The following is a 25662-nucleotide window of genomic DNA, read 5'->3' as shown; positions in this document are numbered from 1 at the left end:
CGTCGTCTCCGCGGATTGCGACACCGGCAGTCGCCGTCGGTGAGATCCGCCCAGGAACCCGGGGCCATGGCTGCCGACCAGGAGGAACTCCGCACCGGACTGCCGGAGTTCACGGTCACTGACTGACTCGGGTACGGCCGAGAGGGGCGCAGCGGCCGTGCGGCGGCCGGCACGGCCTCGGTGGGTGCGCTCGCCGCCCGGGGTGCGTGCCGAGCGCTTCGCAGAGATCTCAGGGCCGGACGGTGCGGGAACCCGGATTCTCACTCGTCACGGTGAGTGGTTTTCGTACGCCCGAACAACGTGACGCGTCGTGTTCGATTGTATGCCGAGCGTATAAAAGAGCCGAGCGTACTCCTGTCACACCCGCCATTTCAGGCGCTTGCTGAATATGACACAGCGATGATCCGCTCGGACTAAGCTCGCCCGCAGCGCACCGACTTGAGGTGTATTCGTGCGCTTGTTCCCAAACATGCAGAAGATTCCGGCATACCCATGACGTACCCCCCTGCTAGCTCCCCCTACACCCACCCGATTCATTTCAGAGGGCCCACATGGTGAGCGTTCAATCCCCGCCCCGTCGGCGCGAACTCCCTTACGTGCGTGTGCTTTTGCTGCCGGCCATAGTGATGGCGGCGGCGACCGGAGCCGCCGTCGCCGTGGTGGCGGAACCGGCCCGGACGGCCGTCGGCGTGTGCGGTGCCGTGGCCTTGGTGCTGGTGCTGATGTCCGCGGCCGAAGTCGTGCGCCGCGGTCGCGCCCTTCGGGACGCGCGAGCCGAGCACGCTCGTCACACCGCGTATCTGGAGAGGCGCGTCGCCGCCCACGACGAGGAGATCGTCCGCCTCGCCAGGGAGATCACCCCCGCCGCGATCCACCGGCTGCGCTGTGGCGCTTCACCCTACGAGGTGATGCGCGACCTCTCCGAGATCGACCCGTCCTACGCCCAACTCCCGCCGGTCCAGGTCGAGTTCGTGCGGAACATGGTCGAACTCGTCGATCACGAGGAGGCACTGCGCGACTCCGCCCAGCGCTCCTTCGTCAACATCGCCCGCCGCGTCCAGTCGATCGTCCACCAGCAGGCCGTCGAACTGAGGGAGATGGAGGAGGACCACGGCCGCAACCCCGAGGTCTTCGACGACCTGCTCCGCATCGACCACGGCACCATGCTGATCGGCCGCCTCGCCGACTCCATCTCCGTGCTCGGCGGCGGCCGCCCCGGCCGCCAGTGGCCCGAACCCGTCCCGCTGTACAGCGTGCTGCGCGGTGCCATGTCCCGGATCCTGGAGTACCGCCGCATCAGCCTGGACTCCATCGCCAAGGTCAACATCGCCGGTATCTCCGTCGAGCCGATCATCCACGCCGCGGCCGAACTCCTCGACAACGCCACGCGCTACTCGCCCCCGCAGACCAAGGTCCACGTCACCGCCACCGAGGTGCAGACCGGTGTCGCGATCGAGATCGAGGACGCCGGGGTCAGCCTCAGCGAAGAGGCCCGCGCCAGGGTCGAGGGCATGCTCGAACGCGCCAAGCAGGGCACCGACCTGCAGGACCTCGGCGAGTCCCCGAGGCTGGGCCTGGCTGTCGTCGGCCGCCTCTGCACGGCCTACAACATGCAGGTCTCGCTGCGGTCCTCCGCGTACGGCGGCGTCCGTGCCGTCCTGGTGGTGCCGCGCGACATGATGACCACCGACCCCGCGCCCGGACTCGCGCACGGCATCGGCGCCGGATCGGCGCCCAAGGCCGACGACCCCGACCTCCTCGAAGGCCCCAAGCGCGCGCCCAAGAAGCGTCGTCCCACCAGCCCCAAGATCGCCGCCGCGCTCTCCATGGGCGACGACGTCCCCGTCGTCACCGAGTGGACCGCGGGCGGGCTGCCCCAGCGCCGCAGCCGGGTCAAGACCCCGCTCAGCAAGCGGCTCGCCGAGCAGGCCGCCATCGAGCAGGCCGAACGGGAGGGCCGGCCGACCATCTGGTCGACGGGCAAGTCCGAGCCCGACCCCGAGCCGGCGAAGGACGAGCCCGCCCCCGGAGCCTGGGTCGAGGCGTTCTGGAACGGACTCAAGGACGGTCCGGACCCGCTCACACTCAAACCGCGAACCCAACCGGCCCGCCCCGAGGCCGACGAGGAGGGGGACCTCAAGTGATCCAGCAGCGCGCCAACTTCGACTGGATGCTCAAGGAGCTCCACGACGGCGTACCGGGCATCCAGATGATCGTGGTGCTCTCCGCCGACGGCCTGCGCATCGCGCGCTACGGCGGCGATCCGGACACCGCCGACCGCGTCGCCGCGGCCTGCGCCGGGCTGCAGAGCCTGGCGAGCGCTGTGGCCCAGGAGATCCCGAAGAGCGACGGCAAGATGAAGATGGTCCTGATCGAGATCAACGGCGGCTACTTCTACCTGATGGCCGCCGGCGCGAACGCGTATCTCGCGGTGCTCTCCGACACCTTCGCCGAACCCGGCCGGATGAGCAACCGCATGACCGACCTCGTCGCCCGGATCGGTGCCCACCTCACCAGTCCGCCCCGGCGCAACGGGCAGACCGTATGACTCCTCCGCAACGCCAGCGGCGACAACCCAAGGACCTACCGCCTCCACCACCGGCCCAGACCGGGAAGCAGAAGAACCCGGAACGGCTCTTCGTGGTGGCCGGACCGGACGGGGGCGAGCGCGACGGGGACCTCGACCTGGTCACCTTAATCGTGGCGCGCGCCGAACCGCCGCCTTCCGCCACGCCGGAACAATCGGCGCTGCTCCGGCTCTGCACCACCCCCCTGTCCGTGGCCGAGCTCTCGGCCTATCTCAGCCTGCCGTTCAGCATGATGACGGTCGTACTCACCGACATGCTGACGGCCGGACTGGTGACGGCGCGCGCCCCGATCGTGCGCCAGGCCGTCGCCGACCGTTCAATTCTCGAAGCGGTGATGCATGGACTTCAAAGGCTCTGACATCGTCCCCGGCCCGCGCACCGAGGACCAGCTGCCGCACACGGCCGAGGCCGCGGTCAAGATCGTGGTCGTGGGCGGTTTCGGCGTCGGCAAGACGACCATGGTGGGCTCGGTCAGCGAGATCAAGCCGCTGACCACCGAAGAGACCATGACGCAGGCCGGTATCGGCGTCGACGACAACTACGGCTCGGACACCAAGACGGCCACCACCGTCGCGATGGACTTCGGTCGCATCAGCATCACCGAGCAGCTGGTGCTGTACCTCTTCGGCACGCCCGGCCAGGAACGCTTCTGGTTCCTGTGGAACGGTTTGTTCGAGGGTGCGCTGGGTGCGGTCGTGCTGGTCGACACCCGTCGTCTCGAAGTCAGCTTCGACGTCATAGGGCGACTGGAGGAGTGCGGCGTGCCCTTCGTGGTGGCCGTCAACACCTTCCCGGACGCGCCTCGTCACGCCGTCTCCGAACTCCGCACGGCACTCGATCTGCCCGAGGAGATCCCCATCATCGAGTGCGACGTACGCCGCCGGGCCTCCAGCCGCGACGTCCTGATGACCCTGATGCACTTCCTGCACGCGCTGGCGACGGCGAAGGCCCCCGCCTGAGCCCTGTGCCGGTCGGGCCGTACGGCCGCGCCATCCCGTCCGCGAGCCGTACGGCCCCGCACGGCGTGTGCGTTCCGCGCACGACCTCCCCCACGTTCCCGGCTTCGCTGAACCGTCCGAACCGGGGGACCTCATCACCTCCTGTACACCGGAACCACTTCAGCTTCGGAGCGACCATCGTGACGCCTGAACCCCTCTTCCCGACCGGTACGGACGAGCCCATGGCCACCCCGCCCCCCGGCTGCCCCGCGCACGGCATCGGCCCCGGAGGGCTGCGCCGGCTGTACGGCCCGGAGGCGGAGGACCTGGGAGCCTTGTACGAGAAGCTCCGGGCCGAGTACGGCCCTGCGGCCCCCGTGCTGTTGCACGACGACGTGCCGATCTGGATGGTGCTCGGCCATGCCGAGAACATGCACATGGTGCGCAGCCCTTCCCAGTTCTGCCGCGACACCCGGTTGTGGTCCGCCCTGCAGGACGGCACGGTCAAGCCCGATCACCCCCTCATGCCGCACTTCGCCTGGCAGCCCATCTGCAGTCACGCCGAGGGCGACGAGCACCTGCGACTGCGCGGCGCGGTCACCGGCGCCATGTCGACCATCGACCACCGGGGTATCCGCCGCTACATCAACCGCGCGACCCAGCTCCTCGTCAACGATTTCTGCGAGGAGGGCGCGGCCGAACTGGTCAGCCAGTTCGCGGAGCACCTGCCGATGGTGGTGATGTGCGAGATCCTCGGCATGCCCGACGAGTACAACGACCAGATCGTGCAGGCCGCCCGTGACATGCCCAAGGGCACCGAGACCGCGATCGCCAGCAACGCGTACCTCATGGACGTCCTGATGCGGCTCACCGCCCGCCGCCGGGCCGAGCCCAAGGACGACTTCACCAGCCACCTGATCAACCACCCGGCGCGGCTCACCGACGACGAGGTCGGCCAGCACCTGCGCATCATCCTGGTAGCGGCGTACGAGGCCACCGCCAACCTGATTGCCAACGTGCTGCGGGTGGTACTCACCGACCCGCGGTTCCGTGCCCAGCTCAGCGGCGGCCAGATGACGGTGCCCGAGGCGGTCGAGCAGTCCCTGTGGGACGAACCGCCGTTCAGCACGGTCCTTCCCTACGTCGCCAAGCAGGACACCGAGCTGGGCGGCCAGCGCATTCGCAAGGGCGACGGCCTGATCCTCGGTATCGCGCCGGGCAACGTCGACCCGCGCGTCCGGCCCGACCTCACGGCCCACATGCAGGGCAACCGCTCCCACCTCGCCTTCGGTGGCGGCCCTCACGAGTGCCCGGGTCAGGACATCGGCCGTGCCATCGCCGAGGTCGGAGTCGACGCGCTGCTGACCCGTCTGCCCGACGTCCAACTCGCCTGCGACGAGGACAAGTTGCGCTGGCGGTCCTCCATCTCCAACCGTCACCTGGTGGAACTGCCGGTGAAGTTCGCGCCCAAGCCCCAGCAGGACGTCATGGCGATGCCCATGCACCCGCTTGCCTCGCCGCAGCGCGCGGCCAACTGGCAGGTGGGCACGCCGGAACCGCAGATGACTGCTCCGCAACCCGCCGCTCCGCCCGTCGCCGCGCCGCCGGCGCCGCAGCCCGCACCGACCGCTGGGCGCGGGGTGTTCCGGCGCCTCATGCGCTGGTGGCGGGGCGACTGAGCGGCCCGGGCGGCGGTGCTACCCGTGCCAGTCGTCGTACGACGACCAGGCCCTCAACACCCGCGGGCTGGTGAACCGGTGTTCGCGCCCCGTGACTGGATCGGTGAACTCCAGTGTCCGCGCCAGCAGTTGGAGCGGACGCCGGAAGTCACCGGCCGCCACGGGAGCGGTGACCATCGGATAAAGAGGATCACCGAGGATCGGCACGCCCAAGGCGCTCATGTGCACTCTCAGTTGGTGTGTCTGCCCGGTACGCGGTGTCAGCCGGTACCGGGCCCGGCCCTCCCGGTGCTCCAGCAACTCGATCCGGCTGACGGCGTTGGGCTCGCCCTCCACCTCGCGGGCCGCCGGCACCCCGCGCTCCTTGACGATGCGGCTGCGCACGGTACGCGGCAGGTCCAGGGCGGGGTCGTACGGAGCCACCGCCTCGTACTCCTTCGCCACCAGCCGGTCGCGGAACAGCGACTGGTAGGCGCCGCGCTCCTCGGGTCGCACGGTGAACATCACCAGCCCGGCCGTCAGCCGGTCCAGCCGGTGGGCCGCGCTCAGTGTCGGGATGCCCAGCTCGCGCCGCAACCGGGCAAGGACGGTTTCGGCGACATGGCTGCCGCGGGGCGTGGTCGCAAGGAAGTGCGGTTTGTCGGCCACCACCAGGTGCTCGTCCCGGTGCACGACGTCGACCGCGAACGGCACCGGCTCCTCGGCGGGCAGCTCCCGGTGGAACCACACGTACATTCCCGGCACGTACGCCGTGTCCCGTGCCACCGGGCGTCCGGCGGCGTCCACGATCAGTCCCGCGTCGAGCATCCCGTCGATCACTCCGGCCCCGGGTGCGAGCCGGGCCACGAGATGATCCCGTACGGTCGCCCACGCCTCCCCGGCCGGCAACCGTACGCGCACCGGGTCCACCCCTTGGCGCTGTGGCAGGGGAGAGGGCGGGGGCGCAGTACGGCGTCTCATCGTCACCAAGCCTACGAGGGGGCGCCGACGGCACCCCCGCCCAGCACCCGCATCCGGGGCGGCGGTCACCGCCCGCACTGTTTCAAGGGACGGTGCACAGCGGCGGTGGTGTGCACCGTCCCACGGAACAGGGTGTGCCCTGGGACGCTACGGAGACACGGGTGTGAGGTTGTCGGGGTGCAGCTCGCCGGTCACATCCGGGCTGAGTGCGCTGGCGGTGCGTGGCGAGTAGCGGCCGTTGCTGCGGCTCCAGTCGTAGCTGCCGCGTATCCACGTGAGCATGGCGTTCGCGTGGCGCTGGACCTTCTCGGACTGGGCGCTCGTGAGCCCGAGCCGGGAGCAGAAGAGGGGGATGCGTCGCGCCTGTTCGAAGAGCTGACCGACCGCTGTCTGTACGAGGGCCACGGCCAGCAGGATGGCTTCCTGTCGGGAGCAGTGGCGTTGCCGCATGAGGCAGTGCACCAGGTTGGGATCTCCCCGCGCGTCGTCGTTCTCCAGGGACATCACCTCGTTGATGAGCTTGACGGCGTCGACAGCCGCCCGTCGCATCGACTCCAGCTGGCTGCTGTGCCAGATGATCCGGGGGATCTCGAAGTGCCCCACTCTTTCGGCCAGATCGAGCGAGGGGATCAGCCCCAGCGTGCGGTGTCCGATCCGCATCCGGGTGGCGAAGTCCTGGGGGACCCATGTGCGGCGGTCGATCTCCTCGGTGAGGTTGCCCGCGAGGTAGTCCGCCCAGTTGTGAGCCGCCCGTTGCTGCCATTCCTCGGACATCCCCGACCTCGCTCGGCGCCAGATGTCCGCGAAGGCGCTCACCAGGGGCGCTTCATGATCGACCCGGCGCGCGGAGGAGTGGCTGACGAGTGCGATGAGTTGCTGGCACACCTCGACGGCCTCATGGGCCTCGCACCCCTCGGGGACGTCGAACAGATCGTCGAACAGGAAGAACCAGCCCATCGTGTCGAAGGCAAGGTCGAGGTCGTCGCCTTCGGCGTCCGGGTAGCTGTAGGCGGCCAGGTCCGCCACCGCCGAGAACAGGTAGCGACGGGCGGCCTGATGTCCCAGCACCAGATTCTGTCGGCGCATCCATTCCAGATGCCGTTCCCTGGCAGCTGCCAGACCGGGGTTCAGCCGTGACGGAACGGGTAACTTGATGGTGACGTTCTGGGGCATGACTCTCTCCCGGTTTCTGCCTCAGCGTGCTTGTCGGCCCGAAGGGGCGGCTGGTCGCCGATGTCGCTCCGCCGACGTCTCCGGGGCAGCGTCCGCGACAGCCGGGTGCCCGCCCACGGGGAGGGCCCGAGGCAACCTGGGCGCGAGCAGAGCCTTTCACGATGCCCTCCGGGTGACGGAGTCGACCGGGTCCAAGAACTACGCGCTGTGCTCCATACGCCGCGGCTACGGCGTGGCTGAATCGTGCACCAAGGGGGCCTGGCGGAGGAACCGTCGGACGTGGCCTTCGAGGCGACCGCCGGACGGTGCAGTGGATCGGTGGTCACCACCGCCACGACCGCGGCATCGGCGACGCGGTCGTGGATCACCTCCACCTTCCAGTGCCCCCGCGGGTTTCGTCAACTGTTCAAGCGGATGGAGCTGGTGGGGGCGCCGCCGCGACGCCTCGCCCGGACCATGTCGGGCAGCGTCTCGGGCGCTCTGCCGACCGTCGCGGGCATCCGGACACCACCCCCACGGACCCGAGGCACTGCTCATGCCGTCGCCTCTCCCTGATAGCCCTGCCTTGCACCATGCGATGGTTTCCGGACGCCGGTAAGGGCGTGCACCCGGGCGCGTGGGGCGGACTTCGTGGCGACCGCACGCGCGGTCTCACGCCGGCACCGCCCGTTCGCGGTGGCTGGGACAGCAGTTCGTTGCCGGGGCACGGCATGCGCGGGGCGCCCGCTGGAAGCAGCGGGTCCCACCAGGAGCAGACCGGTGACCCTCGCGTACGTCGGGGACGGTGATGCGGGCCGTGCCGACGGCCACACCGAAGGGGCGGCGCCATCGCGGGCGCCGCCCCTTCGGTGGATCTGAACAACCGGGCCTCAGGCGGCCGGTGCCGCTCCCGCCCCCTCCTGCTCCGTCTCGATCCGTGCGTTCCACTCCCGCTTGGAGGCCTGCCAGCCGTCCTCGTTGTGGCCGAGCCGCCAGTAGCCGGAGATCGACAGGTCCTCCCGCGGTACACCGCACTCGACCCGCAGCAGATGGCGCAGCTGCTTCACGAAGTGCGCCTCGCCGTGCACGAAGGCGTGCAACCGGCCCTCGGGGAAGTCCAGCGAGCGCACGGCCTGGAGCAGGGCCTCGCCGACGGGGCGGGACCCGCGGTGCAGCCAGACGATCTCCACATCGGAGTCGATCTTCTGCTCCTCCTCGGGCCCGGCCACCTCCACGAACGCGTGGACCCGGGCGCCGTCCGGCAGTGACTCCAGGGAGCTGGCGATCGCGGGCAGCGCGCTCTCGTCGCCGGCGAGCAGATGCCAGTCTGCGTCCGGGTCGGGGGCGTAGGCGCCGCCGGGGCCCAGGAACCGCACGGTGTCGCCCGGCTGGGCGCGCATGGCCCATGGCCCGGCCAGGCCCTCGTCGCCGTGCAGCACGAAGTCGAGCGTCAGCTCACGATGCTCGGGATCCCAGGCCCGTACCGTGTACGTCCGCGTCACCGGCCACTGCTCGCGCGGCAGCTGCTCGCGGATGCGCTCCAGGTCGAAAGGCTCGGGGTAACTCACGCCCTCGGGGGAGAACAGGAGTTTCACGTAATGGTCCGTGCAGGTGTCCGCCGCGAAGTCGGCGAGTCCCTCACCGCCCAGCACCACACGCTGCATGTGCGGGGTCAGCCGTTCGGTACGGATGACCTGCGCGGAGTAGGGCTTCCGCGGCTTGCGGGCAGGGCGTAGTGCCATCACAGGCCTCCCTCGTTCCAAGCTTAGGTTTACCTAAGTTAGCACCTCCGCCCGGCGAATGCCGCTAGGACTCGTTCATGAAACGGCGTATGTCGCGCATCAATAGACGGATTCCCCGCATCGAAAGCCCCATGCGCCCGCACGGGGCACCCTGTGCGCCCTTGAACCTCACGCACCGAGCGTCATGAGCAGCCGCTGGAGTGACCCGCCCAGTCCCCAGCGCACCGCCAGCTCGTCCAGTGCGGCGGCATCGCGCGGGGCCCGCGGTACGGCGACGTCCACCTGCGGCAGCGGAACGTCGGCCGCGACCCGCACGACCGTCGGCGCCACGGCGACGTACGGCCGCGACTCGTCGAGGCGCTTGCGCTGCGAGGGTGTGAGCTTCGCCTTCGGGTCGTCGACCGCCGCCATGATCCCGGCCAGGTCGCCGAACTCGGCCAGCAGCTTCGCCGCCGTCTTCTCGCCGATCCCGGGCACGCCCGGCAGGCCGTCGCTCGGGTCGCCGCGCAGCAGCGCCAGATCCGCGTACCCCCGGCCGTCCACGCCGTACTTCTCACGCAGCCACGCCTCGTCGGTGAGCTGAAGGGTGCCCACGCCCTTGAGCGGGTACAGCACCCGGACCCCGCGCGCGTCGTCCACCAGCTGGTACAGGTCGCGGTCGCCGGTGACGATGTCGACCGGGCCCTTCGCCCGCGCGGTGAACGTGCCGATCACGTCGTCCGCCTCGTAGCCCTCGACCCCCACGCGCGCGATGCCGAGCGCGTCCAGGACCGCCTCGATGACCGGCACCTGAGGAGACAGCGTGTCGGGAACCTCCTCCTCGTCGGGCCCGGTCTCGTGCTCCTCGGCGACGCGGTGCGCCTTGTAGGAGGGGATCAGCTCGACCCGCCACCGGGGGCGCCAGTCGGCGTCCATGCAGGCCACCAGCGCGTCCGGGCGGTGGTCCTTCACCAGGCGGTCGATGAAGTCGAGGAGTCCGCGCACGGCGTTCACCGGTGTCCCGTCCGGCGCCTTCACGGAGTCCGGGACGCCGAAGTAGGCGCGGAAGTAGAGCGAGGCGGTGTCGAGGAGCATCAGTCGTCCGGTCACGTCTCGCATCATGCCGCACGCCACTGACAGCGGCCCTTCGGTGCGCTCGGTGCGCAACGCGTTGCGCTCCGTGCTGCTCCTGTGGTCTCGACCACTTGTGCGTTTGTGGCCGGGGGGCCGGGGCAGGCGCGTCCTCGGAGTGACGCCGGTTGCGCATTCAACTGCCTGCCCGTCACTCCCTTCCTTTGCCGTCGAGACAAGAGGTACCCGTGTCACCCAGGCTTGAGGCCGAGCATCTGTACAAAGTGTTCGGCAGACGACCGGACGAGGCCGTGACGAGGCTCCGCCAGGGAGCCGACCGCGAGGAGCTGCGCGCCGACGGCACCACCGCCGCCGTGATCGACGCCTCCTTCACCGTGGAGCCGGGCCAGATCTTCGTCGTCATGGGCCTGTCCGGGTCCGGCAAGTCCACGCTGCTGCGCATGCTCAACGGCCTGCTGGAACCGACCGCGGGCCATGTGCGCTTCGCCGGCCAGGACCTGACGGCGCTCAGCGACCGTGAGCTGCGCGAGGTCCGCGCCCGGAAGATCAGCATGGTCTTCCAGCACTTCGCGCTCTTCCCGCACCGCAGCGTCCTGGAGAACGCCGCCTACGGCCTCGCCGTCCAGGGTGTGCCCCGCGCCGAGCGCGAGGAGCGTGCCCTGGAGGCCCTCCGGCTGTGCGGGCTGGCCGGCTGGGAGAAGTCCTGGCCCGACGAGCTGTCCGGCGGCATGCAGCAGCGCGTGGGCCTGGCCCGTGCCCTCGCCACCGACGCCGACCTGCTGCTCATGGACGAGTCCTTCAGCGCCCTCGACCCGCTGATCCGCAGGGACATGCAGGACCAGCTCCTCGAACTGCAGCGCACCCTGAAGAAGACCATCGTCTTCATCACCCACGACCTCAACGAGGCCATGCGCCTGGGCGACCGCATCGCGGTCATGCGCGACGGCCGGATCGTCCAGACCGGCTCGGCGCAGGACATCCTCGTCCGCCCCGCCAACGACTACGTCGCCTCCTTCGTCCAGGACGTCGACCGCTCCCGCGTGCTCACCGCGGGCGCCCTGATGGACACCTCGGTCACCGCCGACGCCCCCCTCTGCGCCTGCGAGACCGCGACCCCCGAGACGCCGTTCGTGGACCTGTGCGCGATGAGTGCCCGGCTCTCCCACCGGGTCTCGGTGGTCGACGAGGCGAACCGGGTCGTCGGAGTCGTGCCGCGGCAGCGGCTGCTTGCCTTCCTCGGTGACGAGACGGCCGGTCCGACGCCCTGCGGCGACCCGGAGGGGAAGGTGATCGCACATGCCTAGGCTGCGTCTGGGCGACTGGGTCGACTCCGGCGTCGACTGGCTCGTCACCCACATGGGCTGGCTCTTCGACGCGGTCAAGGCCGTCGTGGAGGGCATGTACGGCGTCGTCGACGCCGTCCTGACCGCCCCCGCCCCGCTGGTCCTCGCGGGCATCCTCGCCGTTCTCGCCTGGTGGCTGCGCGGCCTGGTCGCGGGCGTCCTCGGCTTCGCCGGGTTCGTGCTGGTCGACTCGCTCGACCTGTGGGACCGGGCCATGTCGACACTGGCCCTGGTGCTCGTCGCCACCGTCATCGCCCTGGTGATCTCGCTGCCGCTCGGCATCTGGGCGGCCCGCTCCAGGACGGTCAGCGCGGCCGTGCGGCCCGTCCTGGACCTGCTCCAGACGATGCCGTCGATGGTGCTGCTGATCCCGGCCATCCTCTTCTTCGGCCTGGGCACCGCCGCCGGCGTCATCGCCACCCTGATCTTCGCGCTCGCCCCCGGCGTCCGCATGACCGAACTGGGCATCCGCCAGGTCGACGCCGAGCTGGTCGAGGCCGCCGAGGCCTTCGGTACCACCCCGCGCGACACCCTGCTCCGCGTGCAGCTGCCGCTCGCCCTGCCGACGATCATGGCGGGCGTCAACCAGGTGATCATGCTGAGCCTGTCGATGGTCGTCATCGCCGGCATGGTCGGCACCGGCGGCCTCGGAGGTGCGGTCAACGAGGCCATCGGCCAGCTCGACATCGGCTTCGGTTTCGAGGCGGGCGTCGGCATCGTCGTCCTCGCCATCTACCTGGACCGCGTCACCGGCGCCCTCGGCGCCCAGATCTCCCCGCTCGGCCGCCGGGCCTTGGCCAAGGCCCGCGCCGTGGGCGGCGTCAAGGCGTGGAACCACCGCCCACGCCCGGTCGTCGCGGTCGCCGGCGTGGCCGCCCTGGCGCTGGTCGCGGGCGGCATGAGCGTCCTCGGCCCCTCCTCGGGCACCGCCGAGGCATCCGCCTCGGACGTCGGCAAGGGCAAGGAGATCACCATCGGCTACATCCCGTGGGACGAGGGCATCGCCTCCACGTTCCTGTGGAAGGAGCTGCTGGAGCGCCGCGGCTTCGAGGTCGACACCACCCAGTACGCCGCCGGGCCGCTCTACACCGGCGTCGCCACCGGCCAGATCGACTTCCAGACCGACGCCTGGCTGCCCACCACCCACGCGGAGTACTGGAAGAAGTACGGCAAGCAGCTCGACGACCTCGGCTCCTGGTACGGCCCCACTTCCCTGGAGCTCAGCGTCCCCTCGTACGTGAAGGGCGTCGACTCCCTGGCGGACCTCAAGGGCAGGGCCGACACGTTCAAGGGCAAGATCATCGGCATCGAGCCGAGCGCCGGGATGATGGGCCTGCTCAAGGACACCGTCCTTGAGAAGTACGGCCTGAAGGGCACCTACGAGGTCGTGGACGGCTCGACGCCGGCGATGCTGGCCGAACTCAAGCGCGCGTACGCCAAGAAGGAGCCGGTCGTCGTCACGCTCTGGTCGCCGCACTGGGCGTACAGCGACTACGACCTGAGGAAGCTCAAGGACCCCGAGGGCGCCTGGGGCAAGGGCGACGGCGTGCACACCCTCGCCCGCAAGGGCTTCGCCGAGGAAAACCCCGAGGTCGGCGAGTGGCTGAAGAACTTCTCCATGACCGAGGAGCAGCTCACCGGCCTGGAGTCCCGGATCACCAAGGCGGGCAAGGGCAAGGAGCAGGACGCCGTCCGCGCCTGGCTGGAGCGGAACCCCGGTCTCGTGGACAAGTGGGCCCCGGTCGCCGGATCGGAGCACAAGGACCAGGCGGCCGGGTGACCTGACGGGCCCGGACCGCCGCCCGAGGGGTGGGTCCCGCCGTACGTTTTCCCCTCACGTACCGGCGGGCCCACCCCTCGTGGTCTGTCCGCCTCCGGCTGCCGGAGCGCTACGAACGGGATCCGGCCAACCACACAGCGCTACCCGGCCCCGTGCCCGGCCACGTCAACTCCGCGCCGCGCGCCGCGCCTTGACGCCCCGGCAAGGAGCCCTCGAAGATCTCCGTGACCAGGCCCTCCGCCCGGGCCGGACGAGGGAACACAGGCAGCTCGCGGCGCATGGGACAAGAAGAGGCCGCTTTCGTGCTGAGCGGGAGTCAGGGGCGGCAGGTGGGAACACGGGGGTGCGGGGCGTGGATCCACTGGCGCGAACCGATGGGTCGTACTCCCCCCTACGTGTCGTCGATGCGACGGGCGCATGCAACGGTTTGCCGAACATGCGTAGGGTGCAGAGAACTCGACACAAGGCCCGCGCCCGGCGACGGGCGTGAGGGCGGCGGACCGACGAGCGAAGGAGGGAGCCGGAGCCATGGGCGACCACAAGGAACAGCCCCTCCGCGTGGGCGCGGCCGTGCGGCGGCGTCGCCGGGCGCTGGACCTCACCCTCGCCGTCGTGGCCGAGCGCAGCGGCCTGTCCGTGCCCTTCCTGAGCCAGGTCGAGAACGACCGGGCCCGCCCCAGCCGCAGTTCGCTGGAGAAGGTCGCCGACGCCCTGCGCACGACCGCGGTCGAGCTCCTCGCCGCCGCCGACCCGGCGTGCAGCGTCGACGTCGTACGCGCCGACACCACCGAACTGGCACCGGAACCGCGCACCCGTTCCCTGGTGCGCGGTCACCACCAGATGCACGCCTCGGAGTTCACCGGCGACCATGACGCGGGCCGCGAATTCCAGTACCGCAACGACCAGTTGATGTACGTCGCCGACGGCGCCGTGGAGATCGAGGCGGAGGGCCGCGCCTACCGGCTGGGCCGCGGCGACACCCTGTACCTCACCGGCGGGGTGCGCCACCGCTGGCGGGCGACCGTGCCGGACACCCGCGTGGTCGTCGTCGCGGTGGCCGAGCACATCGAGGCGGTCCGGGACCGGCCGGGGCGCTGATGCGCGTCGTCTCCCTCGTGCCGTCCCTGACGGAGGCCGTCGCCGTCTCCGCCCCCGATGTCCTGGTGGGCGCCACGGACTGGTGCAGCCACCCCGCCGACCTGGACGTCACCCGGGTCGGCGGCACCAAGAACCCCGCGATCGAGCGGATCATCGCCCTCGCACCCGACCTCGTGATCGCCAACGAGGAGGAGAACCGCGAGCCCGACCTCGCCGCCCTGCGCGCGGCCGGTGCCGAGGTCCTGGTGACCGAGGTGCGAGACGTTCCGCAGGCCTTCGGCGAGCTGACCCGCGTGCTGGCGGCCTGCGGTGTCCCGGCACGCCCGCGGTGGCTGGACGAGGCCGAGCGGGCCTGGGCGTCACCACCGGAACCGGAACGCCGTACGACGGCCGTGGTCCCCGTCTGGCGGCGCCCCTGGATGGTGCTGGGCCGGGACACGTTCGCGGGCGACGTCCTGGCCCGCCTCGGCGTGGACCACCGGTACGCCACCCACCAGGAGCGCTACCCGCGCATCCCGCTGGACGCCCTGCTCGCGGCGGCCCCGGACCTGGTCGTCCTTCCCGACGAGCCGTACCGCTTCACGGCCGACGACGGCCCCGAGGCCTTCCCCGGCCTGCCCTGCGCGCTCGTCAGCGGACGGCACCTGACGTGGTACGGCCCGTCACTGGCCGAGGCGCCGAGGGTGCTGTCCGAGGCGCTGCGAGCAGCACACCGCTGAGCAGCCCGCGCGCGGTGTGCACCGAAGCGGCGGCCCAGGCGGCGACCAGCACGCCGTACAGCCCGATCGCGAGCCAGTCGTACACGAGGAGCCCGGTGTGCCGGGCGAGCGCCGCGGCACCGGTGACACACGTGCCGACCGGGAACGTGAACGCCCACCACGTCATGGCGAACCCCATGCCGTGCCGGCGCGCCCGCCGCACATGGGCGCCGGCGAAGGCGAACCACAGCAGCGCGAAGCCCATGACGGGGACGCCGTAGAGGACGGCGAGCACCCCGAACCCGTCGCTGTACGGGGCCGGCACCACGCCCGCAGCGGCGTCCGCGAACGCGCCGACGGCGGTGGTGGACTGCCCGAGCGGACCCAGGACCAGGAACAGCGACGGGGTGAGCGCGAGGGGCAGCGGCCCGCCGGTGATCAGGCGGGCGAAGACCAGCGGCAGCATCAGCAGGGTGCCGGCCAGGCTGAGCCCGAACATCGTCACGCAGGCCAGCAGCAGCGTCTCCCGCGCCTGACCGGGCGGCAGATGCGGCACCAGGAGCGGGCCGAGCGCGGCGGACACCATGGGCGCCACGAGCGGCAGCAGCCACACGGGCGTGGCCTGCGAGGGTTCGACGCGATGGCGTACGGCCATGAGGTACGGGACGGCGACGGCCGCCGCCAGCCCGACGACCGTGCCGGCGGTGAACAGCACGGCGTCGAGCGCGACCGCCGCCCCGGTGCCGAGCCAGTCCCGCCCGACGGTCAGGGCACCGCCGCCCACAGCCGTCAGGGCCATGGACAGGCAGCCGTAGAAGGGCGCCGTCGCCGGGTCGAGGAGGTGGGCCCGGGCCTGGTCACGGTGGTGGGCCCAGTGCAGGGCGCGGGCGCCGAGAAGGGCGGCGAGAAAGGCGAGCGAGAGGGCCCAGACCGCGGCGCAGGCGGTACGCAGGCCCGGGACGGGGGCCGGCAGTGCCGCTCCGGCGGTGGCGACGGCGGCGGTGCCCATGACGGAGGCGTACCAGTGGGGGCCGAGATGACGGACGGCGGTGACCATGCGCTCAGCGTCGCCGCGGGGGCCACTCACCACCAGGGAGTGTGCCTCTATGGCGACATAAACTGGGCTTATGACTCAAGCGGCGGAGGGGCAGTTTCGCGCGGGAACCCTGGCACACCGTGTCCCGGATCTCGGCGCGCTGGAACTGTTGCTGGCGGTGGCGCGGCTCGGCAGTCTGGGCGGGGCGGCGCGTGAGCTGGGGATCACCCAGCCGGCGGCGAGCAGCCGGATCCGGTCGATGGAACGGCAGCTGGGCGTGGCTCTGGTGGACCGGTCACCGAGGGGATCGCGGCTCACGGACGCCGGCGCGCTGGTGACGGACTGGGCGCGGCGCGTCGTGGAGGCGGCGGAGGCCTTCGACGCGGGCGCGCAGGCGTTGCGGGACCGGCGTGACTCGCGGCTGAGGGTCGCGGCGAGCATGACGATCGCGGAGTACCTGCTGCCGGGGTGGCTGCTCGCGCTGCGTGCCCAGCGCCCGGACACGGCGGTGTCGCTGCTCGCCGGGAACTCGGCGGCGGTGGCGGAGCGGCTTCTGGCGGACGAGGCGGACCTGGGGTTCGTGGAGGGGCTGACCGCCCCGACCGGGCTGGACTCCGTGGTCATCGCCCACGACAACCTGATCGTGGTGACCGCGCCGGGGCACGCCTGGTCCCGCCGCGGCCGCCCACTGGAGGCTTCGGAGCTGGCGGTGACCCCGCTGATCCTGCGGGAGAAGGGCTCGGGCACCCGGCAGGTCCTGGACGCGGCGCTGGGCGGGCTGGCCCGGCCCCTGATCGAACTGTCCTCGACCACCGCGGTCAAGGCGGCGGCGGTCAGCGGGGCGGGGCCGGCGGTGCTGAGCGAACTCGCGGTGGGGGAGGAGCTGTCGATGCGGCGGCTGGTGAGCGTGCCGGTGGCGGACGTGTCCCTGGCGAGGGACCTGCGGGCGGTGTGGCCGACGGGCCACCGCCCGGTGGGCCCGGCCCGGGATCTGCTGTCGCTGACGCGGGGGTAGTTCCTCGCGCTCGCCGCCGGATCGACCAGCTCCGGCGTACGAGGGGCCGAGCCCCTGGGAGGCGCAGGGGCGGGTCCTCAGGACGCGGACGGGGCAGGGGCGGCGGGGCGAGATCCCTCTGTCAGCCCCCGGCCGCACGTACCAGGGCCCGCATGACCCGCAGATCATCACCCATCTCCGGGTGCCACTGCACGCCCAGCACCCAGCCGGCGGACGACGGCAGTTCCACCGCCTCCACCGTCCCGTCCGCCGCGTGCGCCGACGGGGCGAGCCCCTCACCCAGGCGGTCCACGGCCTGGTGGTGGTACGTCGGCACGAAGGTCTCCTCCGGCACCACAGTGCCGTACAGGCTTCCCGGCACCGGTTTGACGGCGTGCCCGCCGAAGACGCCCACGACCTCCGCGTGCCCCTCGATGTGCTGGACGAGCGTGCCGCCCAGCGCGACGTTCAGCAGCTGCATCCCGCGGCAGATGCCCAGCAGCGGGACCCGTGCGGCGAGCGCCGCGTCGATCAGAGCCAGCTCCCAGGCGTCCCGCTCCCGCGCCGGCGGGCCGGTGCGCGGGTCGGGCTCCGCGCCGTAGCGAACGGGTTCCACGTCGGGACCGCCCGCCACGACCAGCCCGTCCAGCCGGGCCACGGTCGCCGGGGCGTGCGCCGGGTCGTCCGGCGGCAGCATCGCGGCCAGGCCGCCGGCCCGCTGCACCAGCCTGGGATAGCCGACCGGCAGCAGCGCCGCCTCCAGCTCCCACACGCCCCAGCGTGCACCGGACTCCAGATAGGTGCTGACGCCGATCAACGGCCTGGCCACGGAGAACTCCCTCACGTTCGACGTCTCAGTCCCGTGCCAACTCTGCCTCGGCCGCCGCCAGCGCCGCGAACTCCTCCTCCGGTGCCTTCGCCACCAGCCGCTTACGGCTGTACAGACCGAAGTAGGCGACGGCCACGACGTACACCGCGAGGGCGATGAACGCCGCCGTCACGTCCACCAGGAACGTGGCCACCAGCGCCGCACAGGCCAGCACCAGGGCGACGGAGGAGGTCAGCACCCCGCCCGGCGTACGGTACGGCCGCGGCAGCTCCGGCTCGCGACGGCGCAGCACGATGTGCGACAGGGACATCAGCGCGTAGGAGATCGTCGCGCCGAACACCGCGATGTTCAGCATGCGGGCACCGTCGCCCGACACCGCCGCCAGCAGGAAACCGATCGTGCCGGGCACCAGCAGACCCAGGTACGGCGCCTTGCGGCGGCTGGTGAGGGACAGGAAGCGGGGCAGATAGCCCGCGCGGGAGAGGGCGAACAGCTGGCGGGAGCCCGCGTAGATCAGGGAGAAGAACGACGCCACCAGGCCCGCGAGACCCGCGTAGTTCACGATCCGGCTCAGTGTCGTGGCCTCGCCGTCGGGCTGGAGCGCCTCGACCAGCGGGTTGCCCGCGTCCTGGACGGCCGCGGAGCCCCGTGCCCCCGCCGCCGCGAAGAACGTGACCACCGCCAGCACCACCAGGATGCCCATCGACCAGCGGATCGCCTTCGGCAGCGTACGAGCCGGCTCTCTGGTCTCCTCGGCCGCGAGCGGCACGCCCTCGACGCCCAGGAAGAACCACATGCCGAAGGGGAAGGCCGCCCAGATGCCGAGCAGCCCGAACGGGAGCCACGAACCGGACCCCGCCGCGGACGGGTCGACCGGGATGTCGTCCAGCGAGCCGAACGAGAAGTGGGGCAGCGCCGCCAGCGCGAACACGACCAGGGCGACCACCGCGATGCCGGTGACGACGAAGCTGAAGCGCAGCGCCTCGCCCACCCCCCACAGGTGGATGCCCAGGAAGATCGCGAAGCAGACCAGGTACAGCGGCCAGCCGGACTCCAGTCCGAACAGGCCCAGCGACTCGACGTAGTCGCCGATGAAGATGACGATCGCGGCGGGCGCGAGGACGTACTCGATGAGGATCGCCGTACCGGTCAGGAAGCCGCCCCAGGGGCCGAGCGCCCGGCGGGCGAATCCGTAGCCGCCGCCCGCCGTGGGCAGGATCGAGGACAGCTCGGCGAGGGCGAAGACCATGCACGCGTACATCGCGCCCATGAGGACCATGGCGATCGCCAGGCCCCCGAAGCCGCCCTCGGCCAGGCCGAAGTTCCAGCCGGAGTAGTCGCCGGAGACGACATAGGCGACGCCGAGGCCGGTGAGCAGCACCCAGCCGGCGCTGCCGCGGCGCAGCGCCCTGCGTTCCAGATAGTCGTCCGTCTCGGCGGACGATGTGTTGGTGGATTCCAGGGACATGGGCGGACTCCCCACGGGGGCGGCGGACACGGAGCCGGGCACAGTGGGGTCGACCGAGCCCCGGCTCAATGGAATGGATCCATACCTTTGCGGTGCCGACCGGGTGATGGCAATACCCGTGCGTGAACAGCCCGTAAATCCCTGCCCTGCCGGGCCCGGTGGCACGCCTCAGCCGAGGAAACCCCGCAGCAGTGCCGCCGTGCCCCCGCAGTGCTCGCGCATGATCTCCCGCGCGCACTCGGCGTTGCCCTCGATCACGGCCTCCACCAGGGCGGTGTGCTGCCGCTGGGAGTGCTCCAGGTTGCGCACGAGGAGCGGGATGCAGTCGAGCAGGTCGTTGACCCTGGCGCGGACGGCCGCGTACTGGGCGGTGAGCGTGGGGGAGCCGGACAGCTCGGCGAGCGTCAGGTGCAGCAGCGTGTCCAGGCGGCGGTAGTCGGCGAGCGGGGCGTCGTGCGTGCGCGCCAGGGCCTCGCGCAACCGGTCGGCCTGCTCCTCGTCCAGCCCGTGCGCCGCGCACAGCCCGGCCGCGCCGACCTCCAGCACCTCGCGGAACCGCAGCGTGTCCTCGACGTCGACGTCCTTCAGGCGCCGGCGCAGCTCCTCCTCGTCCGGCGTCTGGGGGCGCGGCAGCACGAACGTGCCGCCGTAGCGCCCGCGCCGCGACTCCACCAGTCCCTGGTCCTGCAGCACCTTCAGCACCTCGCGCAGCGTCACCCGGCTGATCCCGAGCCGGTCCGCCAGCTCGCGCTCGGCCGGCAGCCGCTCCCCGCCCGGCACCAGGCCGAGCCGGACGACCTGGAGGATCTGCTCCAGGGCCTCCTCGAAGCCGTTGCCCGCCCGCACCGGACGCAGTACCGGCGTCAGCCGGTCGTCCGCCTCCGGCGCCCCGTGCTCCCAGCCCTCCTGCGACATGTGGCCGGACCCCCTTCCCAATCAATGGTCCTGGGCAATACCTTATGGCTCCCGGCTGACCGAAGTAGCCGAATGGAGGCTCTCCCGTGGCAGACCGCACACCCCCGCTGAGCGTCGAGGAGCTGCACGCCCTCGTCGCCGGCGGTGAGATCGACACTGTCGTCCTGGCCTTCCCCGATATGCAAGGACGGCTCCAGGGCAAGCGGTTCGCCGCCCGCTTCTTCCTCGACGAGGTCCTGCACCACGGCACCGAGGGCTGCAACTACCTCCTCGCCGTCGACACCGAGATGAACACCGTCGACGGCTACGCCATGTCCTCCTGGGACCGCGGCTACGGAGACTTCGCCATGCACCCGGACCTGGCCACGCTGCGCCGCGTGCCCTGGAACGCCGGCACGGCCATGCTGATCGCCGACCTCGCCTGGAACGACGGCTCGCCCGTGGCCGCCGCACCCCGCCAGATCCTGCGCCGCCAGCTGGAGCGCCTCGCCGAGCACGGCTACACGGCGAACGTCGGCACCGAGCTGGAGTTCATCGTCTTCAAGGACACCTACGAGCAGGCCTGGGACGCCAACTACCGCGGCCTCACCCCCGCCAACCAGTACAACATCGACTACTCCGTCCTCGGCACGGGCCGCATCGAGCCCCTGCTGCGCCGCATCCGCAACGAGATGGCGGGCGCCGGCCTCACCGTCGAGTCCGCCAAGGGCGAATGCAACCCCGGCCAGCACGAGATCGCCTTCCGCTACGACGACGCCCTCGTCACCTGCGACCAGCACGCCGTCTACAAGACCGGCGCCAAGGAGATCGCCGCCCAGGAGGGCGTCTCGATCACCTTCATGGCCAAGTACAACGAGCGCGAGGGAAACTCCTGCCACATCCACCTCTCCCTCGCGGACGCCGACGGCTCCAACGCCATGGCCGGCGACGGTGAAGACGGCATGTCGGAGGTCATGCGGCACTTCCTCGCCGGGCAACTGGCCGCGCTGCGCGACTTCTCCCTCCTCTACGCCCCCAACATCAACTCCTACAAGCGGTTCCAGCCGGGCTCCTTCGCCCCGACCGCCGTCGCCTGGGGCCACGACAACCGCACCTGCGCCCTGCGCGTCGTCGGCCACGGCCGCTCCCTGCGCTTCGAGAACCGGCTGCCCGGCGGTGACGTCAACCCGCACCTGGCCGTCGCCGGACTGGTCGCGGCCGGGCTGTACGGCATCGAGCAGAAGCTCGAACTGCCCGAGCCCTGCCCCGGCAACGCCTACACCGCCGACTTCGCGCACGTCCCCACGACCCTGCGCGAGGCCGCCGAACTCTGGGAGAACAGCCCGATCGCCAAGGCCGCCTTCGGCGACGAGGTCGTCGCCCACTACCGCAACATGGCGCGCGTCGAACTGGACGCCTTCGACGCCGCGGTCACCGACTGGGAGCTGCGCCGCTCCTTCGAACGCATGTGAGGCCCTTGTTGTCTTCCGAGCACGAACTGCAGGTACTGAACCCCGCCACCGAGGAGGTCGTCGCCACCGTCCCGGCCGCCACCGCGGCCGACGTGGACACCGCGGTCGTACGCGCCACGAGGGCGCAGTCCGCCTGGGCCGCCCTCGCGCCCGGCGAACGCGCCCGGCTGCTGCGCCGGTTCGCCGTCGCCGTCGACGAACACCTGGAGGAACTCGCCCAGCTGGAGGTCCGCGAGGCCGGGCACACCATCGGCAACGCCCGCTGGGAGGCCGGCAACGTCCGCGACCTGCTCGACTACGCGGCCGGCGGAGTCGAGCGGCTGACCGGCCATCAGATCCCGGTACCCGGCGGCCTGAACGTGACGATCCTCGAACCGCTGGGCGTCGTCGGCGTCATCGCTCCCTGGAACTTCCCGATGCCGATCGCCGCCTGGGGTACCGCCCCCGCGCTCGCGGCCGGCAACGCGGTCATCCTCAAGCCCGCCGAGACGACCCCGCTGACCGCGCTGCGACTGGCGGAGCTCGCCTTGGAGGCCGGGCTCCCGCAGGGCCTGTTCCAGGTCCTGCCCGGCCACGGCCCCGTCGCGGGCAACGCCCTCGTCGAGCACCCGGGCGTCGCGAAGATCGTCTTCACCGGTTCGACGACCGTGGGCAGACAGGTGCTGGCGAAGGGCTCGGCACTCCTCAAGCGCGTCACCCTGGAACTCGGCGGCAAGAGCCCCAACATCGTCTTCGCCGACGCCGACCTCGAAGCCGCCGCGGCCGCCGCCCCCATGTCCTTCCTCGACAACTGCGGCCAGGACTGCTGCGCCCGCACCCGCATCCTCGTCCAGCGCTCCGTCCACGACCGCTTCCTGGAGCTGCTGAGCCCGGCCATCGAGGCGGTGACGGTGGGCGACCCCGCCGACGAGAAGACCGACATGGGCCCGCTCATCTCCAAGGCCCAGCTGGACCGGGTCCGTTCGTACGTCACCGACGACCTGGACGGCATCCGCGGCAAGGCCCCCGAGGGCCCCGGTTTCTGGTTCCCGCCCACCGTCCTCACCGGCGTCGAGCCGCACGCGCGCGTGGCCGTCGAGGAGGTCTTCGGACCCGTGGCCGTCGTCCTCCCCTTCGAGGACGAGGCCGAGGCGGTCGCCCTGGCCAACGGCACCGACTACGGCCTCTCCGGCTCCGTCTGGACCCGGGACGTCGGCCGCGCCCTGCGCGTCTCCCAAGCCGTCCGGGCCGGGAACCTGTCCGTCAACTCCCACTCCAGCGTCCGCTACTGGACCCCCTTCGGCGGCTTCAAGCAGTCCGGCATAGGCCGCGAACTGGGTCCGGACGCCCTGACCGCATTCACCGAGACCAAGAACGTCTTCATCAGCACGGAGGGCCCCGCACAGTGACCGAACAGAATGTGTGCCGTCGCCTCGTCGGCCGCACGGCAGTCATCACCGGAGCCGGCAGCGGCATCGGCCTCGCCACCGCCCGCCGACTCGCCTCCGAGGGCGCCCGCGTCGTCTGCGGCGACGTCGACGAGCAGCGCGGCAAGGCGGTCGCCGAGGAGGTCGGCGGGATCTTCGTCAAGGTCGACGTCACCGACCCCGAGCAGGTCGATGCGCTGTTCAAGGCGGCGTACGACACCTACGGCAGCGTCGACATCGCCTTCAACAACGCCGGCATCTCACCGCCCGACGACGACTCCATCCTGGAGACCGGCCTGGAGGCGTGGAAGCGGGTCCAGGAGGTCAACCTCACCTCCGTCTACCTGTGCTGCAAGGCCGCGATCCCCTACATGCGGCAGCAGGGCAAGGGGTCCATCATCAACACGGCGTCCTTCGTCGCCCGGATGGGCGCGGCGACCTCGCAGATCTCCTACACGGCCTCCAAGGGCGGCGTCCTCGCCATGTCCCGTGAACTGGGCGTGCAGTTCGCCCGCGACGGCATCCGGGTCAACGCCCTGTGCCCCGGCCCGGTCAACACCCCGCTCCTGCAGGAGCTGTTCGCCAAGGACCCGGAGCGCGCCGCCCGCCGGCTCGTCCACATCCCGGTCGGCCGTTTCGCCGAGGCCGAGGAGATCGCCGCCGCCGTCGCCTTCCTGGCCAGCGACGACTCCTCCTTCGTGAACGCCACCGACTTCCTGGTCGACGGTGGGATCGCGGGGGCGTACGTGACACCCCTGTAGGGCGCCCCGCGGTGGCCGCGGCTCCGGGACCGCCGGTGCCCGGCCGGGCCTGGGCCGCCGCCCGGCCGGGGGGGCGGGGCACCGAGATGAACCGCCCACGCCCCGGCCGTCGTCGTGGACCGACTCGGAACCGGTGCGCTACAGGAACGTGTGCCCCTCACCCCGGTACGTCGGCACGGTCGCCGTCACCGAGTCGCCCTCGACGAGGTGCAGCGACTCGAACCGCTCGCACAGCTCCCCGGCCTTGGCGTGCCGGAACCACACCTTGTCGCCGATCAGCAGATCGTCGGCGGGGGAGCCGAGCAGCGGCGTCTGCACCTCGCCGGGCCCCTCCTGGGGGTCGTAGCGCAGCCCCTCCGGCAGGTACGGCACCGGCAACCGGTCCGGCCCGGCCGCACCCGAGGCCGGATACCCGCCGCCGAGTACCGTCACCACGCCCACCCCCGGCCGCCGCACGACAGGCTGGGCGAACAGCGCGGCCGGACGCCCGCTGAAGGACGTGTAGTTGTCGAACAGCCGCGGCACGTACAGCCCCGACCCGGCGCCGATCTCGGTGACGCAGTCCTCGGCGGCCGTGTGCTGCACACTGCCGGTCCCGCCGCCGTTGACGAACTCCAGCTCCGGCGCGACCGCCCGCACGGCCCGCACCACCTCGGCCCGCCGCTCCGCGAGTTCCCGGCGCGCGGTGGCCTGCATCAGCCGTACGGCACGCGACCGCAGCGGCCGCCCCGGCAGGGCGTCACCGACGCCGGCGATGTGGCCCTCGTACGCCATGATCCCCACGACCTCGAATCCCGGACGCCGGGCGACCAGACGGGCCATGTCGGCGACCTGCGCGGGGGAGTGCAGCGGGGAACGCCGGGCGCCGACCCGCACCCGGCCGCCCAGCAGCTTCAGCGACGTGTCCAACTCCAGGCAGACCCGCACCACTTCCCGGCCGCCGTCCCGGGCGTCGTCGATCAGCCGGAGCTGCGCCGGGTCGTCGATCATCACCGTCACGGCGGAGGCGAGCTTGGGATCGGCGGTCAGCTCGGCGAACCCGGCGCGGTCGGCGGACGGGTAGGCGAGCAGGACGTCGTCGAACCCGGAGCGCGCGAGCCACAGGGACTCGGCGAGGGTGAAGGACATGACGCCCGCGAACCCGTCCTTCGCGAGCACCCGCTCCAGCAGGGCCCGGCAGCGTACGGACTTGCTGGCGACGCGGATCGGCTTTCCGCCGGCGCGGCGGAGCAAGTCGTCCGCGTTGGCGTCGAAGGCGTCCAGGTCCACGATCGCGAGAGGGGCGTCGAGATGGGCGGTGGCCCGGTCGTAAAGGGCCCGGTCGGCGGCGCGCGCAGTCATGAACGAAGCCTGCCATGCAGGATTACCGCAGGGTAGGGGGATGTTCCGGGCAGATGCACACGGGGTCGCGGACTGGTTCCCGCTCGCCCGGGATCAACCCGTAGAGTGACGCGCACGCATGTGTGGAAGTCCCCGGCCGACCGCCGCGCCGGGATGACGCTCCATCCGTGCGGGTATGGGTGCCTGGTCGGACGAGTCCGAGTCGGCCGGGCGGAAGGACCAGAGCGACGGCCCACGTACGAGCACGGGCCCGGACATGAGGAAACGGGGGGTGCATGAGCACGGAAGCGCGTCGCGCACCCGTCCCTCCGCGCCCGACCACACCCCCGCCGCCTGCCGCCCCGCCCCGCCCGGCGACCCCGCCGCGCCCCGCGCAGCCGCCTACGACCCCAAACGCCGTCCGTGCCGGGTC

General features: G+C 71.5%; 22 protein-coding genes. 13 read left to right on the top strand and 9 right to left on the bottom strand.

Going from position 1 to position 25662, the window contains the following annotated elements; all coding sequences use genetic code 11:
- The first annotated feature begins 551 nt into the window (after positions 1–551).
- From ACWCPI_RS20885 to ACWCPI_RS20865, 5 genes are all read left to right on the top strand, one after another.
- Positions 552–2144, top strand: coding sequence for a sensor histidine kinase (locus ACWCPI_RS20885; protein WP_451039510.1), 1593 nt, complete (start codon positions 552–554; stop codon positions 2142–2144).
- Entirely contained in the window at positions 2141–2548 is a 408-nt protein-coding gene (locus tag ACWCPI_RS20880; protein WP_274237698.1) for a roadblock/LC7 domain-containing protein, read from the top strand. The genes ACWCPI_RS20885 and ACWCPI_RS20880 overlap by 4 nt, the downstream gene beginning before the upstream one ends.
- The gene (locus ACWCPI_RS20875; protein ID WP_451039509.1) at positions 2545–2946 is read left to right on the top strand and encodes a DUF742 domain-containing protein; all 402 of its coding nucleotides are present in this window, start codon (positions 2545–2547) and stop codon (positions 2944–2946) included. Before ACWCPI_RS20880 ends, ACWCPI_RS20875 begins: the two co-directional genes overlap by 4 nt.
- Positions 2927–3547: a GTP-binding protein gene (locus ACWCPI_RS20870; RefSeq protein ID WP_451039508.1), complete on the top strand. Its 621-nt coding sequence runs from the start codon at positions 2927–2929 to the stop codon at positions 3545–3547. Before ACWCPI_RS20875 ends, ACWCPI_RS20870 begins: the two co-directional genes overlap by 20 nt.
- Before the next feature lie 179 nt (positions 3548–3726).
- A complete protein-coding gene (locus tag ACWCPI_RS20865; protein ID WP_451039507.1) occupies positions 3727–5205 on the top strand; it encodes a cytochrome P450 in 1479 nt (492 codons plus the stop codon).
- Between the two features lie 18 nt (positions 5206–5223).
- On the opposite strand, the gene ACWCPI_RS20860 is transcribed toward ACWCPI_RS20865, so the two are convergent.
- The 4 genes from ACWCPI_RS20860 to ACWCPI_RS20845 form a co-directional block, all read right to left on the bottom strand.
- Positions 5224–6165 (bottom strand): RluA family pseudouridine synthase, encoded by a 942-nt coding sequence (locus tag ACWCPI_RS20860; RefSeq protein ID WP_451039506.1) that lies wholly within the window; start codon positions 6163–6165, stop codon positions 5224–5226.
- 147 nt (positions 6166–6312) lie between these two features.
- Positions 6313–7338 carry a terpene synthase family protein gene (locus ACWCPI_RS20855; RefSeq protein ID WP_451039505.1) on the bottom strand — a complete coding sequence of 342 codons (1026 nt, stop codon included), beginning with the start codon at positions 7336–7338 and terminating at the stop codon, positions 6313–6315.
- 869 nt (positions 7339–8207) lie between these two features.
- Entirely contained in the window at positions 8208–9059 is an 852-nt protein-coding gene (locus tag ACWCPI_RS20850; protein ID WP_451039504.1) for a siderophore-interacting protein, read from the bottom strand.
- Between the two features lie 168 nt (positions 9060–9227).
- Positions 9228–10157, bottom strand: a complete 930-nt coding sequence (locus ACWCPI_RS20845) for a 5'-3' exonuclease (RefSeq protein ID WP_451039556.1) — start codon at positions 10155–10157, stop codon at positions 9228–9230.
- A 200-nt stretch (positions 10158–10357) separates the two neighbouring features.
- On the opposite strand from ACWCPI_RS20845, the gene ACWCPI_RS20840 reads away from it, so the two are divergent.
- The 4 genes from ACWCPI_RS20840 (at position 10358) to ACWCPI_RS20825 (ending at position 15070) form a co-directional block, all read left to right on the top strand.
- On the top strand, positions 10358–11434 hold the full coding sequence (locus ACWCPI_RS20840; protein ID WP_451039503.1) for a quaternary amine ABC transporter ATP-binding protein: 1077 nt from the start codon (positions 10358–10360) through the stop codon (positions 11432–11434).
- Entirely contained in the window at positions 11427–13253 is a 1827-nt protein-coding gene (locus ACWCPI_RS20835) for an ABC transporter permease/substrate binding protein (protein ID WP_451039502.1), read from the top strand. Before ACWCPI_RS20840 ends, ACWCPI_RS20835 begins: the two co-directional genes overlap by 8 nt.
- Before the next feature lie 528 nt (positions 13254–13781).
- Positions 13782–14351 carry a helix-turn-helix domain-containing protein gene (locus tag ACWCPI_RS20830; RefSeq protein WP_019759881.1) on the top strand — a complete coding sequence of 190 codons (570 nt, stop codon included), beginning with the start codon at positions 13782–13784 and terminating at the stop codon, positions 14349–14351.
- Positions 14351–15070, top strand: coding sequence for a helical backbone metal receptor (locus ACWCPI_RS20825; protein WP_451039501.1), 720 nt, complete (start codon positions 14351–14353; stop codon positions 15068–15070). The genes ACWCPI_RS20830 and ACWCPI_RS20825 overlap by 1 nt, the downstream gene beginning before the upstream one ends.
- Here the strand turns inward: ACWCPI_RS20825 and ACWCPI_RS20820 are convergent.
- The gene (locus tag ACWCPI_RS20820) at positions 14982–16106 is read right to left on the bottom strand and encodes a TDT family transporter (RefSeq protein ID WP_451039500.1); all 1125 of its coding nucleotides are present in this window, start codon (positions 16104–16106) and stop codon (positions 14982–14984) included. The two genes, ACWCPI_RS20825 and ACWCPI_RS20820, sit on opposite strands and share 89 nt — an antisense overlap.
- Before the next feature lie 70 nt (positions 16107–16176).
- On the opposite strand from ACWCPI_RS20820, the gene ACWCPI_RS20815 reads away from it, so the two are divergent.
- Complete coding sequence (locus ACWCPI_RS20815) at positions 16177–17100, top strand: LysR family transcriptional regulator (RefSeq protein ID WP_451039499.1); 924 nt, start codon at positions 16177–16179, stop codon at positions 17098–17100.
- A gap of 121 nt (positions 17101–17221) precedes the next feature.
- Here the strand turns inward: ACWCPI_RS20815 and ACWCPI_RS20810 are convergent, their stop codons facing one another.
- The 3 genes from ACWCPI_RS20810 to ACWCPI_RS20800 form a co-directional block, all read right to left on the bottom strand.
- On the bottom strand, positions 17222–17908 hold the full coding sequence (locus ACWCPI_RS20810; protein WP_451039498.1) for a gamma-glutamyl-gamma-aminobutyrate hydrolase family protein: 687 nt from the start codon (positions 17906–17908) through the stop codon (positions 17222–17224).
- A 25-nt stretch (positions 17909–17933) separates the two neighbouring features.
- Positions 17934–19376, bottom strand: coding sequence for an ethanolamine permease (gene eat, locus ACWCPI_RS20805; RefSeq protein WP_451039497.1), 1443 nt, complete (start codon positions 19374–19376; stop codon positions 17934–17936).
- 168 nt (positions 19377–19544) lie between these two features.
- Entirely contained in the window at positions 19545–20291 is a 747-nt protein-coding gene (locus ACWCPI_RS20800) for a FadR/GntR family transcriptional regulator (RefSeq protein WP_451039496.1), read from the bottom strand.
- Between the two features lie 86 nt (positions 20292–20377).
- Here ACWCPI_RS20800 and ACWCPI_RS20795 point away from each other — a divergent pair, with 86 nt between their 5' ends.
- From ACWCPI_RS20795 to ACWCPI_RS20785, 3 genes are read left to right on the top strand one after another with little or no spacing between them, the layout of a single operon-like run.
- Positions 20378–21742, top strand: a complete 1365-nt coding sequence (locus ACWCPI_RS20795) for a glutamine synthetase family protein (RefSeq protein ID WP_451039495.1) — start codon at positions 20378–20380, stop codon at positions 21740–21742.
- A gap of 8 nt (positions 21743–21750) precedes the next feature.
- A complete protein-coding gene (locus tag ACWCPI_RS20790) occupies positions 21751–23130 on the top strand; it encodes an aldehyde dehydrogenase family protein (RefSeq protein ID WP_451039494.1) in 1380 nt (459 codons plus the stop codon).
- Entirely contained in the window at positions 23127–23909 is a 783-nt protein-coding gene (locus tag ACWCPI_RS20785; RefSeq protein ID WP_451039493.1) for a 3-oxoacyl-ACP reductase, read from the top strand. Before ACWCPI_RS20790 ends, ACWCPI_RS20785 begins: the two co-directional genes overlap by 4 nt.
- Positions 23910–24047: 138 nt before the next feature.
- Here the strand turns inward: ACWCPI_RS20785 and ACWCPI_RS20780 are convergent, their stop codons facing one another.
- Positions 24048–25250, bottom strand: a complete 1203-nt coding sequence (locus ACWCPI_RS20780; RefSeq protein WP_451039492.1) for an amino acid deaminase/aldolase — start codon at positions 25248–25250, stop codon at positions 24048–24050.
- Positions 25251–25662 lie beyond the last annotated feature (412 nt).

The organism is Streptomyces sp. NPDC001920 (assembly GCF_053594495.1).
The sequence above is the reverse complement of the archived record's forward strand: the minus strand, read 5'-3'. Positions and strand labels throughout refer to the sequence as shown.

What these genes read in the sequence shown, in the direction of transcription:
- ACWCPI_RS20830 (WP_019759881.1), top strand. Translation starts at nt 13,782, where the DNA reads ATGGGCGACCACAAGGAACAGCCCCTCCGCGTGGGCGCGGCCGTGCGG.
- ACWCPI_RS20800 (WP_451039496.1), bottom strand. Translation starts at nt 20,291, where the DNA reads ATGTCGCAGGAGGGCTGGGAGCACGGGGCGCCGGAGGCGGACGACCGG.
- ACWCPI_RS20870 (WP_451039508.1), top strand. Translation starts at nt 2,927, where the DNA reads ATGGACTTCAAAGGCTCTGACATCGTCCCCGGCCCGCGCACCGAGGAC.
- ACWCPI_RS20780 (WP_451039492.1), bottom strand. Translation starts at nt 25,250, where the DNA reads ATGACTGCGCGCGCCGCCGACCGGGCCCTTTACGACCGGGCCACCGCC.
- ACWCPI_RS20825 (WP_451039501.1), top strand. Translation starts at nt 14,351, where the DNA reads ATGCGCGTCGTCTCCCTCGTGCCGTCCCTGACGGAGGCCGTCGCCGTC.
- ACWCPI_RS20885 (WP_451039510.1), top strand. Translation starts at nt 552, where the DNA reads ATGGTGAGCGTTCAATCCCCGCCCCGTCGGCGCGAACTCCCTTACGTG.
- ACWCPI_RS20855 (WP_451039505.1), bottom strand. Translation starts at nt 7,338, where the DNA reads ATGCCCCAGAACGTCACCATCAAGTTACCCGTTCCGTCACGGCTGAAC.
- eat (WP_451039497.1), bottom strand. Translation starts at nt 19,376, where the DNA reads ATGTCCCTGGAATCCACCAACACATCGTCCGCCGAGACGGACGACTAT.
- ACWCPI_RS20820 (WP_451039500.1), bottom strand. Translation starts at nt 16,106, where the DNA reads ATGGTCACCGCCGTCCGTCATCTCGGCCCCCACTGGTACGCCTCCGTC.
- ACWCPI_RS20860 (WP_451039506.1), bottom strand. Translation starts at nt 6,165, where the DNA reads ATGAGACGCCGTACTGCGCCCCCGCCCTCTCCCCTGCCACAGCGCCAA.
- ACWCPI_RS20850 (WP_451039504.1), bottom strand. Translation starts at nt 9,059, where the DNA reads ATGGCACTACGCCCTGCCCGCAAGCCGCGGAAGCCCTACTCCGCGCAG.
- ACWCPI_RS20835 (WP_451039502.1), top strand. Translation starts at nt 11,427, where the DNA reads ATGCCTAGGCTGCGTCTGGGCGACTGGGTCGACTCCGGCGTCGACTGG.
- ACWCPI_RS20875 (WP_451039509.1), top strand. Translation starts at nt 2,545, where the DNA reads ATGACTCCTCCGCAACGCCAGCGGCGACAACCCAAGGACCTACCGCCT.
- ACWCPI_RS20815 (WP_451039499.1), top strand. Translation starts at nt 16,177, where the DNA reads ATGACTCAAGCGGCGGAGGGGCAGTTTCGCGCGGGAACCCTGGCACAC.
- ACWCPI_RS20845 (WP_451039556.1), bottom strand. Translation starts at nt 10,157, where the DNA reads ATGCGAGACGTGACCGGACGACTGATGCTCCTCGACACCGCCTCGCTC.